Raw genomic sequence first — 17,586 nt, forward strand, 5'->3', positions numbered from 1 at the left:
ATCGCTTTCATATTATCATTTTAATATATACAATTTTTGCGAGTATTTAAAATGATACAAGAGCGCATCCTGCCCCCTTTGAGCCATTCCCTGGCACTGATCAACTTCCCACTAACGGTAACTACGCTCAGAGCGTATAATGTGCCGCACGCGGTTTGAGTGGGACGACGCCAAGCACAAGAAGAACCTGCGAGATCGCGGCTTTGGTTTTGACCAGGCCGCCAGGATCTTCTCCGGCCACGTCGTCGAATGGCTCGATGACCGCTTCACCTATGACGAGGACCGCATCTGCGCCCTGGGTATGGTCGACGGCCGACTTTATTGCGTTGTCTACACCATGAGGGGTGACACGATCCGGATCATCTCCGCCCGCCTCGCCACCAGAAGGGAGCAGTCGCTATGGCCATAACCCGCATGACGCTGGACGAGATCATGTCGCGACCTGCGGAGGTAGATCAGGCGAAGATAGATGCCACCACCGAAACCGACCTCCGCCGGCATATGATCGAAGACGGACAGGATCCGGACGCCCCTCTCGACACCCTCCGCTTCCTGAACCCGCGCGACGTCCGCCGCCGGTTGGGCATGACCCAGAAGCAGTTCGCGGACGTCCTGCATATCCCCCTGGGGACCCTGCGCAACTGGGAACAGGCCCGGACGGCGCCCGATCCGGCCGGGCGTGCCCTGATGATCATCCTGCAGCGCGAACCCGAAGCGGCCCTGCGCGCTCTCCGGCAGTCTGCGTGACCTGTGCTCTCGCCGAAGGTTCTTGCGGGATCGCAGATGCTCCCGAATCCGTGGCCAAGCCTATCCCAACAGCCATCTTGACGCCTGTGGAATTGGTAGCGACCGGTCGATACCATCGACACCACAGCACGAGCAAATTACAATAACCGACTGAATTTTCTAATCTATTCAGTCACCCACCGCCTTTCGTGCCAACTCAGCTGCGGCATTTACCTCAGCGACACGCTGTTCGGCGACGTGGACAAGCGACTCACGCATACTGCGCGTCACCTTCACAGCGCCGCTAGCCACGCGATTAATCGCCCGCACGGAATATCCTGAAGCATCGGCAAACGCTGTCTGCCATCCGCTGGCTCCGTACAAGGCGCGAGCAATTGCCACAAATTCTTCATTCGTCATTTATTGTCATCTTGCAGTTTTTACATAGGCATTCAACGGATCATCTACTTTTGGTTGCATATAGAGGCAAAACCGCCGTCGTAGGCCAACCGGAGTGCCTCAGCTGAAGTCAACTTGCTCCTCGGCCGGCAGCCCCTCGATGACCGCCTCAATACGCTTCAGCCGTTCGCCCTCCTCAGGCGGAAGATCCTGAGGTGCGTCGGTTCGAGCTTCCGGTTTCCCACCAGCGTCAGGAGACCTGGTCACGCGCCTTGACCTGACGGAAAGCCGCATACATGTCGCGACCGACATTCTTCACGTCGGATGCCGGGCCGGATGGATTGCGGATGTTCTGGAATCTGCCGGTGACGGGCGGGGCCAGAGCGCCGGCGACGAACGAGCCCATGACGGTCAGCCCGGCCATCATCCCCGACACGAAGGCACCGGCCGCCCGCTTGCGATTTCGTCCGTTTTTCATGGCCACCTCCCCTTACAGGGTCCGTCACATATAGATGACGTCGCCGTCCCACGCCGTCAATCTCGACCTGACGCGGCAGCAAAATGACGATCCACCTGGCACCTCAACCGTCGAAACGGAAAAAGGCCCGACTGACAGAAACGTCAATCGAGCCTTTTCCCACAGTGCCAGTAGCACTGCATTGATTGGTAGCGAGGGAGGGATTTGAACCCCCGACCAAGGGCTTATGAGTCCCCTGCTCTACCACTGAGCTACCCCGCCGCAATGCGGTGGTGCCGGTTCGTCTTCGGCGCCGCCGCTCAGGTGGGCGTGAAATAGCGGATCGGCAGGCGGGTTGTCAAGGGGCGGTGTGACGGTTTTTGGCAGGCTGGTCCCCGATCGCGGTCGTGGCGGTCAGGCCGTAGAGGCGGGCCGCGGCGGCCGCGTCGTCGAGGATGGGCGGCAGGCGGTCGAGCAGACCGCGATACGCCGCCCGGGCCTCGTGGCGGGTATGGGGCCAGTCGCTGCCCCAGAGGATGCGGTCGGGGCCGAGCCGCTGCGCCAGCCAGGCGACATGGCCGTCCACCGCCACCCGGCTGCGATAGGGCGCGCTGGCCTTGACATGAACCCCATGATCCGACGGCAGGGCGGCCAGTGCCCGAAACCAGGGCTCGGCGGCCGGGTCCGCCGCCTCGGGCAGGCCCAGATGGTCGATCACCAGCCCGCCCGCCGCCCTGGCGAGCGGCGCCAGAACCGGCGCCAGGCGGCTGCTTTCCAGCTGGATTTCCAGATGCAGCCCGGCATCGCGCATGCGCCCCAGAAAGCGCCGCACTTCCGGATCGGCCGGGTCGGGCACGGGGGCGCCCGCCACCAGGTTCCAGCGCAGGCCGCGCACCCCGGCCGCCCGCAGGCCGCTCAACTCCCCGGCCGCCGCGTCGGTATCGACGACCGCCACCCCGGCGAAGCGGCTGCGATCCAGCCGCTCCAGCGCGTCCAGCATCATGCGGTTGTCGGTTCCGAGAAAGCTGACCTGAACGATCACCCCGCCTTTCAGGCCGTGCGCCGCCAGCAGGTCGAGCCAGCCCGCCAGAGGTGCCGGCCGGTCGGGCAGATAGCGCACGCGGCCGACGGCCGCCACCTGATCGTAGACATGAACATGCGCATCGAAACCGATCATCTCGCCTCCATCATATAGTTCTATATAGAACTGGTTGACCTGAGGGGTCAAAGGGTTTAGGCAGGAAGGCAGAGGGAGACCAGAGCGATGCCATATCAGTCCATGCCGTCCGATGAACGGCTGCCGGCCTATCTGCGCCTGCGCGACGAGCTGGCGGCCCGCATCGCCGCCGGGGAATGGGGCCCCGACCGTGCGCTGCCGTCGGAAAACGCGCTCGCCCGCGATCACCGGCTGTCGGTGGGTACCGTGCGCAAGGCCGTGCAGCAGCTGGTCGATGAAGGCCTGCTGGAACGGCGCCAGGGCTCGGGAACCTATCTGCGCAAGCCCGCCTTCGACGCGACGCTGTTCCGCTTCTTTCAGATGCAAGGCCCGGGCGAGGATGCCCGCAGCATTCCGAAAAGCCAGCTGATCACCCGTGTCCGGATGACGGCGCCCGAGCCGGTCGCGGCGATCCTGGGCACGGCCGATACCATCCGGATCGAACGCGTCCGTTCGCTCTCGGGCCGGCCGATCCTGGCCGAGGAGATCTACATCCGCGCCGATCGTTTCGAGGGGCTGGAAAGCCTGCCCGCCCACGAACTCGGCCCCCTGCTCTACCCGGTTTATTACGACCGCTTCGGGGTCTTCGTCGCACGCGCGATCGACGATGTCAGCTTCGGCCGGGCCGACGCCACCACCGCGGCGCGGCTGGGCATCGCCGAAGCTGCGCCGGTCGCCTGCATCGAACGCACCGCCTTCACCATCGACGGCACCGCCGTCGAATGGCGGATCGCCCGCGGCGACGCGCTGAATTTCCGCTACCGCAGCCGGATCGGCTGAATCACCGCCCTCTGGCCGCCCTCTGGCCGCCCACGCCCGCCCGCGGATGCGCCCGCCGTGCAGGCCCGGCCAGACATATCGGGAAGCCGCCCCAGAGAAGACAACGTCCAGGGAGGGACGACAATGAAGACGCTCGTGACCACGGCCGCCATGGCCGGCCTGCTCGCCACCTCGTCGCCGGCGCTCGCCGCCTATCCCGAACGGCCGATCGAGATGACGGTGCCGGCACCTGCCGGCGGCGGCACCGACACCGCCGCCCGCAAGCTCGCCACCCTTCTGGAAGAGAAGCTCGGCACCAGCATCGCCATCCTGAACGTGGCCGGCGGCGGCGGCGCAGTCGGCGCCACCCAGTTCCTGCGCGCAAAGCCCGACGGCTATGCCCTGCTCGCCACCTGGAACAGCCCGCTGACCACCGTGCCGCAGGTGCAGAAGGTCGCCTATGACGCGGCCAGCTTCACGCCGATCGCCTCGACCTCGGAAACCGCCTATACGCTCTGCGTCAAGGCGGATTTCCCGGCTGCGACCGGCGCCGAATTCCTGGCGGAACTCGCCGCCCATCCCGACAAATACACCTATGGCAATGACGGCATCGGCGGCACCATGCAGCTTGCCGCCGAGCGGATCTTCCAGGCCAAGGGCGTGAAGGCGGTGGCCATCCCCTTCGGCGGCGCCGGTGAAACCCTGCAGAACTTCCTGGGCGGCCATGTCGACATCTATGGCGGCTCGATCTCGCCGGTCATCCCTTACGTCCAGTCGGGAGAGGCCAGGTGCCTGATCGTCACCTCGGCCGCGCCGGTCGCGGCCCTGCCCGATGCCGCCGGTCTCGCCTCTCTGGGGCTCGGCAGTGAAGAGACCCTGCTCTGGCGGGCGATCATGGGCCCCAAGGGCATGGATCCGGCCGAGGTCGAGATCCTGACCCGGGCGATCCAGGAGGCGGTGAACACGCCTGAATATGTCGAGTTCCTGGCAACCCGCGGCGAGATCCCCAATGTCGTGACCGGTGAGGCGCTGGCGGCCCGGCTGCAGGGCGAATACGACGCCCTTGCCCGTGTGGCCAAGGCGCTGGGCCTGGGCAACTGAGATGGAGCGGCGGCAGGACGTCGTCCTCGGCCTCGTCCTCGCCGCCCTCGGCGGGTTCGCGGGCCTCGAGGCCTCAGGCTATCGCGGTGCCTCGGGCCACTACCCCCTGGCGCTCGGGATCGTGCTTGCAGTGCTCGGTCTGGCCCTGGCCGTCCGTGCGGCGGTCCGGGGCAGCCGGAAGCCGCGACCGCTGGCCATCCACGCCCCCCGGCTGATCGGCACCAGCGCCATGGGCGCCGCCTATCTGGCCCTGGTGCCGGTGCTCGGCTTCTACACCGCCTCGGCGCTCGCGGTCGCGATCATGCCCGTGGCGCTGGGCCTGCGCCGGCCGGTGCTGGTCGCGCTTGGCACCGTCATCTTCACCGCGGCGGTCTGGCTGGTGTTCTCGATGGTGCTGAACAAGCCGCTGCCGCCCGAAATCTGGTTCCGCCCCGGCTGAGGTTTCCGCACCCCCATGGACATCATCCTCCAGATCCTGTCGGGCGTGTTCGCGGCCGGCCCGCTCCTCGCCATGCTCGGCGCCTCGCTGCTCGGCGTGTTCATCGGCGCCCTGCCCGGGCTGAACCCGGTCATGGCCATCGCCCTGCTGCTGCCGCTCACCTATTCCATGGACCCGCTGGTGGCGCTGGGCATGGTCGCCGGCATCTATAACGGCTCCATGTATGGCGGCGCGATCCCGGCGATCCTGCTGCGCATCCCGGGCACGCCGGCCGCCATCGCCACCACCTTCGACGGCCATCCCATGGCCCAGCGCGGCGAGGCGGCCAAGGCGCTCAAGATCGCCTGCTGGTCCTCCGCCATCGGCGGCACCGCCTCGGCGATCGCGCTGATGACGCTTGGCCCGCTGCTTGCCCGCGGCACGCTCTATTTCGGCCCGGCGGAGTATTTCTGGATCGCCATGTTCGGCATGGCCTCGGTCGGCGTGATGGTCGGCCGCGATGCGCTGAAGGGCCTCATCGCCTCGGTGCTGGGGCTGTTGCTGGGAACGGTCGGGCTCGACCAGCTTTCGGGCAGCTCGCGCTTCACCTTCGATCAGCCCTGGCTGCTGGGCGGGCTGGACCTGATCGTGATCCTGGTCGGCCTCTACGCCCTGCCGCCGGTGCTGCAGCTGGCGGAGGCCGCGGATCTCAAGGGCCTGCCGGCCAGCGCGCTCCGCCTCGCCCGCGTCCGGCTCGGCCGCGCCGAGGTGCTGGCCCTGGTGCCAACCTGGATCCGCTCGTCGCTGATCGGCATCGCGGTCGGCATTCTGCCCGGCGCCGGCGGCAACATCGCCGCCTTTCTGTCCTACAACGCGGCCAAGAACCGCGCCCGCGACCCCGACCGTTTCGGCAAGGGCGCGCCCGAGGGCGTGGCGGCGGCCGAATGCGGCAACAATGCCGACAATGCCGCCTCGATGATCCCGGCGCTCACCCTGGGCATTCCGGGCAATGTGGTGGCGGCCCTGGTGCTGGGCGCGCTGCTGATCCACGGCCTGCAGCCGGGCCCGCAGCTTTTCCACCAGGCGCCGGATCTGGTCGGCGGCTTCATGGTGCAGATGCTGGTGACCTCGGTGCTGATCCTGGCGGTGGGCGGTGCCGCCGCCACCCGGGTCTTCGCCCAGGTCCAGCGCCTGCCGGGGGTGATGCTGGTCCCGACCATCCTGGTGCTGATGGCGGTTGGCGTCTATGTCATCAACGGCCGGGTGGTGGATCTCTGGCTGATGTTCGGCGCAGGCCTTGCCGGCTATCTGCTGGAGAAGCTGGAGGTGCCGCTCGCCCCCATCGTGCTCGGCATGATCCTGGGCCCGATGGCGGAACAGGGGGTGCGCCGCGCCCTGCTGATCGGACGTGGCGACCCCCTGCACCTGGTGTCGAGCCCGCTGTCGATGGTCATCGCCGCGGCGACCGTGGGCTTCATTCTCTGGCCGCTGCTGCGGCGCCTGAAGCCCAGCCGCCGCCAGAGTGCCCGCCGCAGCGACCGTTGACGCCTCAGGGCTTCAGCTTCTCCTGACGCGACAGAAGATCGCGCAGGGTCGACTGCTGGCGGTCGAGATTGCGGATCTGGTCGCGCAGGCTGCGGCGCTCGTCATCCTTCTGCGCCTTCTGCAGCTTGCGCTCCAGTTCGTTGATCCGGAAATCATTGTTCTGGAGGTCGCGGCGCGTTTCGGAGACCTTCAGCCCGTCGCGGAGCGCCCGTTCGAACGCGGCGCCCTGGGGCTGGCCGCGGCAGACATCGCTCTTCCAGGAATTGCCGTCCACGCCCTCTTCCCAGCCGCGGGCCGGGGTGCAATAGGTCTTGATGCCCTGGTCCCAGCCGGCCCGCCAGGCCTTGGCATCGGGGCGCACACCCGCCTTGGCGCAGTCGCTGGTATAGCTCGCGATCGTGTCCTGGTCCTCGCCGGCGGCGCCGTCGGCATAGCCGGTGCGCTGCCAGTCGGCCACGCGGCACTCGTCCTCGCTCATGCTGGCGCAGGCAGACACGACCAGCGGAGCGGCCAGCAGGGCAAGCAGGATCAGACAGCGCCTGATCAGCCTGGCGGGGGTGAAGAAGGTCCGGGCATTCATCATGGGTCAGCGTCTTCCAGGGCATCGTCCCCCGACCGGGGCCGGTCGCGGGCGGCAGGGCCCGCAGCGCGCTTATAGCACCGCATCCGTTGCCCGGCACTTCCCCGGCCGCTCGGGGGCAAACCGCTGTCAACCTGCCGTCAGGCGGCGACCTGGCCGTCGACGGCGCCGGTGATCCAGCCGCCGCCCAGCACGCGGTCTCCCTGATAGAACACGCAGGCCTGGCCCGGGGCGACCGCGCGCTGCGGGTCGTCGAACACCACGCTCGCCGTCAGCCCGCCCGCCGCATCGGCCGTGACCGTCAGCCGGGCCGCTGCCGGCTCGACGGTAGAGCGGATCCGCGCCTGGATGCGCAGCCCCTCTGCCGGCGGCAGATCGCCCTCGCCCAGCCAGTGCACATCGCTGACCGCCACCTCGTGATGGCCCAGAAGATGGCCCGGTCCCACGATCACCCGCCGGCGCACCGCATCCAGCCGCACCACATAAAGCGGCTCAGGGCCGCCGCGATCGAGCTTCAGCCCGCGGCGCTGGCCGATGGTGTAGCGATAGACGCCTTCATGCGCGCCCAGCACCTCGCCGGTCACCGCATGGACGATCTCGCCCGGGGCCTCGGCGGCCGGGGCGAGCTTGCGCACGGTTTCGGCATAGCGGCCGGACGGCACGAAGCAGATGTCCTGGCTGTCGGGCTTGGCGGCCACCACCAGCCCGTATTCGGCGGCGAGCGCCCGCACCTTCGGCTTTTCCATGTCGCCCAGCGGAAAGCGCAGCCGGGCGAGCCGTTGCTTGGTGATCGCGAACAGGAAATAGCTCTGGTCGCGGGCCGGGTCGCGGCCGCGCAGCAGGGCCGGCCCGCCATCGGCGCCCGTGGTCAGCCGGGCGTAATGGCCGGTGACCAGCAGGTCGGCATCCAGGTCGAGGGCTGTGTCGAGCAGGTCCCGGAACTTCACCCGCTCGTTGCAGCGCACGCAGGGGATCGGCGTCTCGCCGGCCAGATAGCTCTCTGCGAAATCATCGATCACCGCCGCGCGGAAACGCTGCTCGTAATCCAGCACGTAATGCGGGATGCCGAGCTTTTCCGCCACCGCCCGGGCGTCGCGGATGTCGCGGCCGGCACAGCAGGCACCCGCCTTTTCCACCGCCATGCCGTGATCATAAAGCTGCAGGGTGACACCGACGACGTCATAGCCCTCGGCCTTCAGCATCGCGGCCGTCACCGAGCTGTCGACGCCGCCCGACATGGCGACCACCACCCGCGTGGCGGCGGCGGGCTTGTCGAGGCCGAGGCTGTTCATCTGCCGTGTCTTTCCTTAGCCGGTTTCGAAGGGCGGAGGCTCTGCATGCCTTCAGATGTCGGTCGCGCGGGCGGCCGCGTCCAGTCCCATTTGCCAGAACGCGGCTTCCAGGCGGCTGGCGGCGGCGAAAAGTCCGGTCAGGGCCGGCAGCCGCGCCTCGGCGCCGCGCTCGCGCCAGACCCGGTCGATCTGGTCGGCGGCGGCCCGGGCGATCGCCAGATATTCCTCGCCCGAATAGGCCTCGATCCAGTCGCGATACGCATCGCCTTCGGGCAGTGCCGCCGCGGCCGCCTTCAGGCGCAGCCCGATCTCGCCATAGCCGACCACGCAGGGCGACAGCGCCACCAGCAGGTCGAGCAGGTCGCCCTTCAGTCCGGCATCGATCACAAAGCGGGTGTAGGCGATGGTCGGCAGATCCTCGGGCGTCGCCGCCATCTGCGCTTCCGTCAGCCCCCAGCCGGCGCAGGTCCGGACATGCAGCTTCATCTCGGTATCGGTCAGGCCGCGCAGGGTCTCGGCCGCGGCGCGCATGTCGTCCAGCGTCTCGGCCTTGAAGGCGGCGAGCGCATAGGCCCGCGCGAACTGGATCAGGAACAGATAGTCCTGGATCAGATAATGCCGGAAGGCCGGCCGCGGCAGGTCGCCCCGGCCCAGCCCGCGCACGAAATCATGGCCGATATAGGCCTCCCAGTCGGTGCGGGTCAGATCGCGCAGCCGGGCGATCAGCCCGTCTTCGGCGAACAGGCCATGGCCGGCCGGCAGGTCGTCGAGCATTCCGGATCTCCTCTGGGCGGTGCGGCAGGAGGCAGGGCCCGCAGACTAGCCGCGCCAGCCGGACCTGGCCAGCCCCGGACGGGACATCCCGGCCATGCGAAAACGCCGCCGGCAGAACCGGCGGCGTCCTCAAAGTCTCAAATGCCAGAACGCGCGGTCCCGATCAGTCGATCAGCGCGTTGTGGACCTCACTCGGCAGCGAGACGGTCAGGCCGTCCAGCTCTTCGGTGATGATGATCTGGCAGCCGAGGCGCGAGGTCTTGGTCAGGCCCCAGGCGAGGTCGAGCATGTCCTCTTCCTCTTCCGCCGCGTCGGGCAGACGCTCGAAATCTTCGGGTGCCACGATCACATGGCAGGTGGAGCAGGCCAGCGATCCTTCGCAGGCGCCCTCGATATCGATACTGTTGCGGTGGGCGATCTCGAGGATCGACAGGCCGACGGGCGCCTCGACTTCGCGGCGGTTGCCGTCACGCTCGATGAAGGTGATCTTGGGCATCGCGTTTCTTCTCTCGTCCCTCGTGTCCGCCGCACGGACCCGGACGGGCTCCACGCCCGCGGCGGCAAGCTCGCTCGGCTTCGTTGAACCGCATTCCATCGCCGAGGGCAAGCCCGAAACTCTCCGAGCCCGCGGGCACTTGCGCCTGCGACCATCGCCAGACTATGCCGGATCTTCCGGACATTCAACCTATAGTGAATGACCCGTTTTCGACTCAACTGTTGCTAGGTGCCGTCGGGCGGGCCGGCGATCAGACGTGGAAGCTCTCGCCGCAGCCGCAGCGACCCTTCTCGTTCGGGTTCCGGAATACGAAACCGGCCTGAAGCTTGTCCTCTTCCCAATCCATCTCGGTGCCGATCAGGAACAGGATCGCCTTGGGATCGATCAGGATGCGGACGCCCTTCTCCTCGATCACCTCGTCATGCTTGGCGACGTCGTCGGCCATTTCCATGGTATAGGCGAGCCCCGAGCACCCGGCGGTCTTCACGCCCACGCGGATGCCGACCACACCATCCTTGTCGGCCATCAGGCCGCGCAGCCTGTCGGCGGCGGCATCGGTAATGCGCAGTGCCGGCATGGGCATCGGCTGGACCTCCTTGCTGTGACCTGCATGCGACGGCCGCGAACGAAACCGATACGTTGACGACCGCCCGACCCTCGCGCCCGACGGATTCCGGGCGACGTGGCCTTTGAACTCTAACATAATCGCTCGCCGGCCGGATGAAAGAGGGCAAAATTCCCGTCTCCGGAAATGAGGCCCGTCTCCGGAAAGGGAGCCCTGCCCCTTCGGCATTCCAGGCTGCATTCAGCTGCGGATCATTCCGTCCGCCCGCCAGCATCACCGCACCAATACCGGCCAGCGCGGCAATCCTGCCGCGCCACGGCCGGCACGACCGGGACCGAAAGCCAGATGACCGACCGACGCCACCAGACCCGCCGCAGGCAGCTTCGTGCCCATCCCGCAGCCGCGGCGGTGGCTGCCCCGCTTCTGACGGCCGCGATCCTCATTCTGCTGCCGGGGCCGGGCATCACCAGCGCTTTCGCCCAGGGCGCCCCGCAGGGCATGCCGGTCGAAGCGGCAAAGGCACGCGCGGAACCCTTCGCCGAAACCATCACCGTCGCCGGCGGGCTGGAAGCGGTGCAGGCGATCGACGTCGCCTCGGAAATCACCGGCCGGCTGTCGGCGATCGAGGTGACCGACGGGGCCAGGGTGAAGGCCGGCCAGGTTCTGTTCCGCCTGGACGACGCCATCGCCCGCACCGTGCTGGCCGAGGCCCAGGCCTCGATCGAGGTCAACCGTCGCAATGCCGAACGCGCCCGCGACCTTGCCCGCCGCGGCGCCGGCACCGCGCGGGCCAGCGACGAGGCAGAGGCCGAGTTGCTGATCACCCGGGCCCAGGTGCAGTCGGCACAGGTCCAGCTGGAAAAAACCGTGATCACGGCCCCCTTCGACGGCATCGCCGGCTTCCGTCAGGTCGATCTGGGCGCCTATGTCTCGCCCGGCCAGACCCTGACCACGCTCGACGACATCGACCCGATCCGGGCGGTGTTCCGCCTGCCCGAACGCTTCGCGGGCTCCGTCCATCCCGGCACGGCGGTGACGGTGGAGGTGGAGGCCTTTCCCGGCGAGCGCTTCCCCGCCCGGGTGGCCGCCATCGACCCCCGGCTCGACCCCGGCGGCCGCAGCCTGGCGGTGCGCGCCGAGATCGACAATGCCGACGGCCGGCTCCGGCCCGGCATGTTCGCCCGCATCACCGCGGTGCTGAACGAAATCGGCGATGCGCTGATCATTCCCGAACAGGCGATCGTGCCCGGCCGGGACGGGCCCTTCGTCTACAAGATCGTCGACGGCAAGGCGACGCCCCAGCCGGTCACCATCGGTGCGCGGCGCGTGGGTGAAGTGGGGGTGACCAAGGGGCTCGCCGATGGCGACCTGGTCATCACCGCCGGCCAGATCAAGATCGGCCCGGGCATGCCGGTGATGCCGCTGCCGACCGGCGCCGATCCCTTCGCGGCGCCCGCCCCCGGTGCCGGCGGCTGATCGCGGAGAGGACAGAGCCTTATGAAACTCTCCGATATCTGCATCCAGCGACCGGTCTTCGCGACCGTGCTGAGCTTCGTGGTCCTGCTGCTGGGCCTGGTCGCCTATGACCGGCTGTCGGTCCGCGAATATCCCAACATCGACCCGCCGGTCGTGAACGTCGAGACCACCTATCCGGGCGCCAGCGCCCAGATCATGGAAAGCCAGATCACCCAGATCCTGGAAGACAGCCTGTCGGGCATCGAGGGGATCGACTACATCACCTCGATCAGCCGCCAGCAGCAGAGCCAGATCACCCTGCGCTTCAAGCTCGACCGCGACCCGAGCGATGCGGCGGCAGATGTCCGTGACCGCGTGGCGCGCGTCCGCGGCCAGCTGCCCGACGAGATCGACGAGCCGATCATCGAGAAGGTCGAGGCCGACGCCCAGCCGATCATCTATCTCGCCTTCTCGTCCGACCGGCATTCGCCGCTGGAGCTGTCGGATTACGCCGACCGCTACGTCAAGGACCAGCTGCAGATCCTGACCGGCGTGTCGCAGGTGATGATCTTCGGTGAGCGGCGCTATTCGATGCGCATCGCGCTCGACCCGATCCGCGTCGCCGGCTACGGGCTGACGATCCAGGAGATCGAGGCGGCGCTGGCCGCGCAGAACGTCGAAATCCCGGCCGGCACGATCGAAAGCGCCGAGCGCGAATTCACCGTGCTCTCGGAAACCGACCTGCAGCGCCCCGAACAGTTCAACGCCATCGTCCTGGCCGAGCGCGACGGCCACCAGATCCACCTCTCCGATGTCGGCCAGGCCTTCATCGGCGCCGAGGCGGAAGACAGCGCCGCCCGCTTCAACGGCAAGCCCGCCGTGGCGATGGGTGTCGTCAAGCAGGCGACCGCCAACCCGCTCGACGTCTCGGCGGCGGTACGCGCCCGCATCCCCGAGATCATCGAGAACCTGCCCCAGGGCATGCAGGTCGACGTCGCCTATGACAGCTCGGTCTTCATTCAGGAATCGATCAACAACGTCTACGACACCATCATCGAGGCGGTGGTGCTGGTCATCCTGATCATCTTCCTGTTCCTGCGCTCGCTCCGCGCGACGCTGGTGCCGCTGGTGACCATTCCGGTCTCGCTGATCGGCGCCTTCTTCATGATGTATCTGCTGGGCTTCACCATCAACACGCTGACCCTGCTGTCGCTGGTGCTCGCCATCGGCCTGGTGGTCGACGACGCGATCGTGATGCTGGAGAACATCTTCCGCCATATCGAGGCGGGCATGTCGCCGATGCGCGCGGCCTTCAAGGGCAGCCGCGAGATCGCCTTCGCGGTCATCGCGATGACCATCACCCTCGCCGCCGTCTACATGCCGATCGCCTTCCAGACCGGCACCACCGGCCGGCTGTTCACCGAATTCGCCCTCACCCTGGCCGGCGCCGTGCTGATCTCGGGCTTCGTGGCGCTGACGCTGACGCCGATGATGTGCGGCGTGCTGCTGAAGCACCAGTCGAGCCATGGCCTGTTCTACCGGGTCATCGAAGGCTTCCTGAACGGCCTGACCCGCGGCTATCGGGCAACGCTCAAGGGCGCGCTCAAGGTCCGGCCGCTGATCCTGCTGATCGGTCTGGCTGTGGCGAGCGGCAGCTTCTTCCTGCTCAAGGCCCTGCCGGAAGAGCTGGCACCCTATGAAGATCAGGGCTTCCTGATCGGTTTCATCATCGGCCCCGAGGGCGCGACGCTCGATTATACCGAGCGCTATGCCCGCGGTCTGGAAGGCATCTATGCCGGCATCCCCGAGGCCGAGACCTATTTCGTGGTCGCCGGCTTCCCGCTGAAATCGCAGGGCATCAGCTTCGTGAAGCTCAAGGACTGGGCGGATCGCGAGCGCAGCGCCTCCGAGATCGCAGCCTCGGTGATGCCGTCGATGTTCGGCGGCCTGCCGGGCGTGATGGCCTTCCCGATCCCGCCCGCACCGCTCGGCCAGGAAATCGGCCAGAAGCCGGTGCAGTTCGTGGTCCAGTCCTCGCTGCCCTATGAACAGCTGGGCGCGCTGGTCGACAAGATCGTCGCCCGGGCCATGCAGAACCCCGGGCTGCAGAATGTCGAAACCGACCTCAAGCTCAACCGGCCGCAGCTGACCGTCTCGGTCGACCGGGCCAAGGCCGCCGATCTCGGCATCGGCGTGGACGTGATCGGCCGGACGCTGGAAACCGCCCTCGGCGGGCGTCAGGTCACCCGCTTCAAGCTGCATGGCGACCAGTATGACGTGATCATCCGGCTGGACGACCGCTATCGCGCCACGCCGTCGGATCTGAGCGCGATCTATGTCCGCTCGGCCACCGGCGAGATGGTCCAGCTGTCCAACCTGGTCAAGGTGACCGAGACCGTGGCGCCGCAGGGGCTGAACCACTTCAACCAGCTGCGCTCGGTGACGGTCGATGCCAATCTGGCGCCGGGCTATGCGCTGGGTGACGCCCTCACCTTCCTCGACCAGGTCGCGCGGGAGGAACTGGGCGGCCAGGCGACCACCGATCTCTCGGGCCAGAGCCGCGAATTCCGCGACAGCGCCTCCAGCCTGGTGATGACCTTCGTGCTGGCGCTGGGCTTCATCTTCCTGGTGCTCGCCGCCCAGTTCGAAAGCTGGCGCGACCCGTTCATCATCATGCTGACCGTGCCGCTCTCGATCACCGGCGGCCTTCTGGCGCTGTACCTCTCGGGCGGCACCTTCAACATCTACAGCCAGGTCGGCGTGGTCACCCTGATCGGCCTGATCACCAAGCACGGCATCCTGATCGTCGAATTCTCCAACCAGATCCGGCGCGAGGGCCTGTCGCGCAGCGATGCGGTGGTCGAGGCGGCGGTGCAGCGCCTGCGCCCGATTCTGATGACCACGGGTGCCATGGTGCTGGGCACGGTGCCGCTGGCGCTCGCCACCGGCGCCGGCGCCGAAAGCCGTCAGGATATCGGCTGGGTGATCGTCGGCGGCCTGCTGGTCGGCACCTTCTTCACCCTGTTCGTGATCCCGACGGTCTATACCTATATCAGCCGCCGCGACATGAAGCCGATCGTCGAGGCGCCGAGCGATGCCGAACTCGCCGCCGAGGGAGCCCAGGGCCATGTTGCCCACTGACGATCGGGCGCGCACTGACTGGCCGGCCCCCACTAGCCACCCCGACGGTGGCCCCGGGGTCGACCTTCTGGTCATGACCCTGGATGCGACCGATCCGGAGATCAATACCCGGCTCGCGCCCCTTCTCGACGACGAGGAGCGGGCGCGGGCCGCGCGCTTTCATTTCGACCGCGACCGCCGGACCTATATCGCCGCCCATGCCCTGGTCCGGTCGGTGCTGGCGGTGCGGACCGGCATCGCCCCGGCCCGGCTCCGCTTCACCGCCGGTGCCCGCGGCAAGCCGGAACTGGCGGCCGGGCAGATGCCGGTTCTGCCCGATGGCCGGCCGGCGCTGCGCTTCAACCTGTCGCACACCCGCGAGGCGGTGGCGGTGGCGGTCAGCACCGATCCGGCCTGTGCGGCGGTGGATCTGGGCGTCGATATCGAAGCCGCCGACCGGCTGGGCGATTACGACGCCCGCATCGCCCGGAGTTTCTTCGCCGAGGACGAGGCGGCGGCACTCGAAGCCCTGCCCACGGCGGCAGAGCGTGCCCGCCGCTTCCTCACCCTCTGGACGCTCAAGGAAGCGGTGATCAAGACCACCGGCCAGGGGCTGTCGCAGAAACTCTCAGGCTTCAGCATCCGCTTTCCCGCCGCCTGGCCGGCCGACGGGCTGCTGCCAGATATCGAAGCCCGCGATCCCGCCCCGCCGCCGGGCCTTGCCTGGCATCTGACCCATCAGGAACTGCCGCCCGCAGACGGGCGCGGGGGCCTGCATCTGGCGGGCGCCCTGCTCGCGCCCGTCAGGCAGCCCCGGCCCCGCTGGCGCTTGCACCGGGTGACACCGGCGATGCTGCCCCGGCTTCATCCGCAAGCCGCCGGCTGAAGGCCCGCAGGATCATGCTGCGGGCAATCTCTTCGGGGTCGGTCACCACTTCCACATGGCCCTGAGCCGCCAGATAGGCGGCCTGATCGTCATCCTCGGCCCGGGCGACCACGATCAGCCCGGGATTGGCCGCCAGCGCCTGGCCGACCACCTGCCCCGCCTCGAAACTGCGCGAGATCATCACGAACATCATCCGCGCCCCCGCCAGATTGGCGGCCTTCAGGATGTCCGGCGATGCGGCATTGCCGTGGACGCATTCGATGCCGCGTTTCGCCAGATCGGCGGTGCGGCCGGGCAGATCCTCGATCACCAGAAAAGGCAGATCGCGGGCCTCCAGCTCCGCACAGATCCGCCGGCCGACCTGGCCATAGCCCACCACCACCGCATGATCGGCCAGCGTGGTCGGCACCGGGGGCAGGTCGGGCGCGTCTTCGGGCCGGGCCGGCGGCAGCATCGGCTCGGTCCGCGCGCGCCAGATGTCGATCGCCCGGAACAGCAGCGGGTTGACCAGGATCGACAGGATGGCCCCCGCCAGAATGAAATCCTGCCCCTCGGCCGGCATCAGCCCCTGGGACACGCCCAGCGCCGCCAGGATGAACGAGAACTCGCCGATCTGGGCAAGGCTCGCCGAAATGGTCAGCGCCGTACCCCGGCCATGGCCGAAGGCCCGCACGATGCCATAGGCGGCCAGCGACTTGCCCAGGACGATGATGACCAGCGTCGCCGCCACCGGCAGGGGATCCTCGATCAGGATCGCCGGGTCGAACAGCATGCCGACCGAAACGAAGAACAGCACTGCGAAGGCATCGCGCAGCGGCAGCGATTCCTCCGCCGCCCGATGCGACAGGGTCGATTCGCTCAGCACCAGCCCGGCAAAAAAGGCGCCCAGCGCGAAAGAGGCCCCGAAGAGTTCCGAGGCGGCGAAGGCGACGCCCAATGCCAGCGCCAGCACGCACAGCCGGAACAGCTCGCGGGAGCCCATATGCGCCACCTGGTGCAGCACCCAGGGCACCACCCGGCGCCCGATCAGCAGCATCACGCCCACGAACACCGCGACCTTGCCGAGCGTCAGCGCCACCGTGACCGCAATCTCTGCCGGCGACGGTGCGCCGCGGCCTTCGGCGGTCATCAAAGCCCCGAAGGCCGGCACCAGAACCAGGGCAAGCACCATGGCCAGATCCTCGACGATCAGCCAGCCGACGGCGATCCGGCCGCGCTCGGTCTCGATCAGCCGGCGTTCCTGCAGCGCCCGCAGCAGCACCACGGTGCTCGCCACCGACAGCGCCAGGCCGAAGACCAGACCGGCCGTCACCGTCCAGCCCAGCGCAAGCGCCAGCCCCAGCCCCAGCAGGGTGGCCAGCCCCATCTGGGCGATGGCGCCGGGCAGAGAGATCCGCCGGACCGACATCAGATCCTTGACCGAGAAATGCAGCCCCACGCCGAACATCAGCAGGATCACCCCCAGCTCGGCCAGCTGCGGCACCAGCATCTGGTCGGCGACATAGCCCGGCGTCGCCGGCCCGATCGCCACCCCCGCCAGCAGATAGCCGACCAGCGGCGAAATCTTCAGCCGCTGGGCGATCGCCCCCAGCACGAAGGCGAGACCCAGGCCGGCGACGATGGTGGTGACGAGGGGCAGGTCGTGATGCATGCGCGGCCGGGTCTCCGGAAAAGCTGAGCGGAAGAATGGGAGGCAGGCGAAATCGGGTCGCGAGACGCCCGACGCAGACATGCGTCATCGGTCACGAAGGTTGAAGGAAGGGATCAGGGCGATGGGGAGGTGCGGACGGAAACCGC

18 protein-coding genes and 1 tRNA gene are annotated in these 17,586 nt (G+C 67.9%); 9 read left to right on the forward strand and 10 right to left on the reverse strand.

Annotated elements, in window-relative coordinates; all coding sequences use genetic code 11:
- Positions 1–139: 139 nt before the first annotated feature.
- Together WI697_RS05065 and WI697_RS05070 are read left to right on the forward strand one after the other, a co-directional pair.
- Positions 140–409 (forward strand): BrnT family toxin, encoded by a 270-nt coding sequence (locus WI697_RS05065; RefSeq protein ID WP_345957671.1) that lies wholly within the window; start codon positions 140–142, stop codon positions 407–409.
- Positions 400–747 (forward strand): helix-turn-helix domain-containing protein, encoded by a 348-nt coding sequence (locus WI697_RS05070; RefSeq protein ID WP_345957672.1) that lies wholly within the window; start codon positions 400–402, stop codon positions 745–747. The genes WI697_RS05065 and WI697_RS05070 overlap by 10 nt, the downstream gene beginning before the upstream one ends.
- Positions 748–915: 168 nt before the next feature.
- Here the strand turns inward: WI697_RS05070 and WI697_RS05075 are convergent, their stop codons facing one another.
- From WI697_RS05075 to WI697_RS05090, 4 genes are all read right to left on the reverse strand, one after another.
- A complete protein-coding gene (locus WI697_RS05075; protein WP_345957673.1) occupies positions 916–1,146 on the reverse strand; it encodes a hypothetical protein in 231 nt (76 codons plus the stop codon).
- A 229-nt stretch (positions 1,147–1,375) separates the two neighbouring features.
- Entirely contained in the window at positions 1,376–1,603 is a 228-nt protein-coding gene (locus tag WI697_RS05080; protein WP_345957674.1) for a hypothetical protein, read from the reverse strand.
- Between the two features lie 186 nt (positions 1,604–1,789).
- Positions 1,790–1,864, reverse strand: a tRNA-Met gene (locus WI697_RS05085).
- A 76-nt stretch (positions 1,865–1,940) separates the two neighbouring features.
- Entirely contained in the window at positions 1,941–2,759 is an 819-nt protein-coding gene (locus tag WI697_RS05090; RefSeq protein ID WP_345957676.1) for an amidohydrolase family protein, read from the reverse strand.
- Positions 2,760–2,846: 87 nt separating this feature from the next.
- Between WI697_RS05090 and WI697_RS05095 the strand changes: the two genes are divergently transcribed.
- The 4 genes from WI697_RS05095 (at position 2,847) to WI697_RS05110 (ending at position 6,621) form a co-directional block, all read left to right on the forward strand.
- Positions 2,847–3,578: a GntR family transcriptional regulator gene (locus tag WI697_RS05095; protein ID WP_062767343.1), complete on the forward strand. Its 732-nt coding sequence runs from the start codon at positions 2,847–2,849 to the stop codon at positions 3,576–3,578.
- Positions 3,579–3,701: 123 nt separating this feature from the next.
- On the forward strand, positions 3,702–4,658 hold the full coding sequence (locus tag WI697_RS05100; RefSeq protein ID WP_345957677.1) for a tripartite tricarboxylate transporter substrate binding protein: 957 nt from the start codon (positions 3,702–3,704) through the stop codon (positions 4,656–4,658).
- Position 4,659: 1 nt separating this feature from the next.
- Positions 4,660–5,097 (forward strand): tripartite tricarboxylate transporter TctB family protein, encoded by a 438-nt coding sequence (locus tag WI697_RS05105; protein ID WP_345957678.1) that lies wholly within the window; start codon positions 4,660–4,662, stop codon positions 5,095–5,097.
- A gap of 15 nt (positions 5,098–5,112) precedes the next feature.
- The gene (locus WI697_RS05110; RefSeq protein ID WP_345957679.1) at positions 5,113–6,621 is read left to right on the forward strand and encodes a tripartite tricarboxylate transporter permease; all 1,509 of its coding nucleotides are present in this window, start codon (positions 5,113–5,115) and stop codon (positions 6,619–6,621) included.
- 4 nt (positions 6,622–6,625) lie between these two features.
- Here the strand turns inward: WI697_RS05110 and WI697_RS05115 are convergent, their stop codons facing one another.
- The 5 genes from WI697_RS05115 to WI697_RS05135 form a co-directional block, all read right to left on the reverse strand.
- A complete protein-coding gene (locus WI697_RS05115) occupies positions 6,626–7,204 on the reverse strand; it encodes a DUF2799 domain-containing protein (RefSeq protein ID WP_345957680.1) in 579 nt (192 codons plus the stop codon).
- 137 nt (positions 7,205–7,341) lie between these two features.
- Positions 7,342–8,493, reverse strand: coding sequence for a tRNA 2-thiouridine(34) synthase MnmA (gene mnmA, locus WI697_RS05120; RefSeq protein WP_062767333.1), 1,152 nt, complete (start codon positions 8,491–8,493; stop codon positions 7,342–7,344).
- 51 nt (positions 8,494–8,544) lie between these two features.
- Positions 8,545–9,267 carry a thiaminase II gene (gene tenA / locus WI697_RS05125; protein WP_062767331.1) on the reverse strand — a complete coding sequence of 241 codons (723 nt, stop codon included), beginning with the start codon at positions 9,265–9,267 and terminating at the stop codon, positions 8,545–8,547.
- Positions 9,268–9,430: 163 nt separating this feature from the next.
- Entirely contained in the window at positions 9,431–9,763 is a 333-nt protein-coding gene (locus WI697_RS05130; RefSeq protein ID WP_062767329.1) for a ferredoxin family 2Fe-2S iron-sulfur cluster binding protein, read from the reverse strand.
- Positions 9,764–10,013: 250 nt separating this feature from the next.
- Positions 10,014–10,346 (reverse strand): HesB/IscA family protein, encoded by a 333-nt coding sequence (locus WI697_RS05135; RefSeq protein WP_062767327.1) that lies wholly within the window; start codon positions 10,344–10,346, stop codon positions 10,014–10,016.
- A 327-nt stretch (positions 10,347–10,673) separates the two neighbouring features.
- Between WI697_RS05135 and WI697_RS05140 the strand changes: the two genes are divergently transcribed.
- The 3 genes from WI697_RS05140 to WI697_RS05150 are packed head-to-tail and all read left to right on the forward strand — an operon-like array spanning position 10,674 to position 15,789.
- Positions 10,674–11,804: an efflux RND transporter periplasmic adaptor subunit gene (locus WI697_RS05140; RefSeq protein ID WP_345957681.1), complete on the forward strand. Its 1,131-nt coding sequence runs from the start codon at positions 10,674–10,676 to the stop codon at positions 11,802–11,804.
- A 21-nt stretch (positions 11,805–11,825) separates the two neighbouring features.
- On the forward strand, positions 11,826–14,924 hold the full coding sequence (locus tag WI697_RS05145; RefSeq protein ID WP_345957682.1) for an efflux RND transporter permease subunit: 3,099 nt from the start codon (positions 11,826–11,828) through the stop codon (positions 14,922–14,924).
- On the forward strand, positions 14,911–15,789 hold the full coding sequence (locus WI697_RS05150) for a 4'-phosphopantetheinyl transferase family protein (protein ID WP_345957683.1): 879 nt from the start codon (positions 14,911–14,913) through the stop codon (positions 15,787–15,789). The genes WI697_RS05145 and WI697_RS05150 overlap by 14 nt, the downstream gene beginning before the upstream one ends.
- Here the strand turns inward: WI697_RS05150 and ybaL are convergent.
- Positions 15,707–17,440, reverse strand: a complete 1,734-nt coding sequence (gene ybaL / locus WI697_RS05155) for a YbaL family putative K(+) efflux transporter (protein WP_345957684.1) — start codon at positions 17,438–17,440, stop codon at positions 15,707–15,709. The two genes, WI697_RS05150 and ybaL, sit on opposite strands and share 83 nt — an antisense overlap.
- Positions 17,441–17,586: the final 146 nt, after the last annotated feature.

The sequence above is a fragment of the Tistrella mobilis genome (assembly GCF_039634785.1).
GTDB lineage: Bacteria > Pseudomonadota > Alphaproteobacteria > Tistrellales > Tistrellaceae > Tistrella > Tistrella mobilis.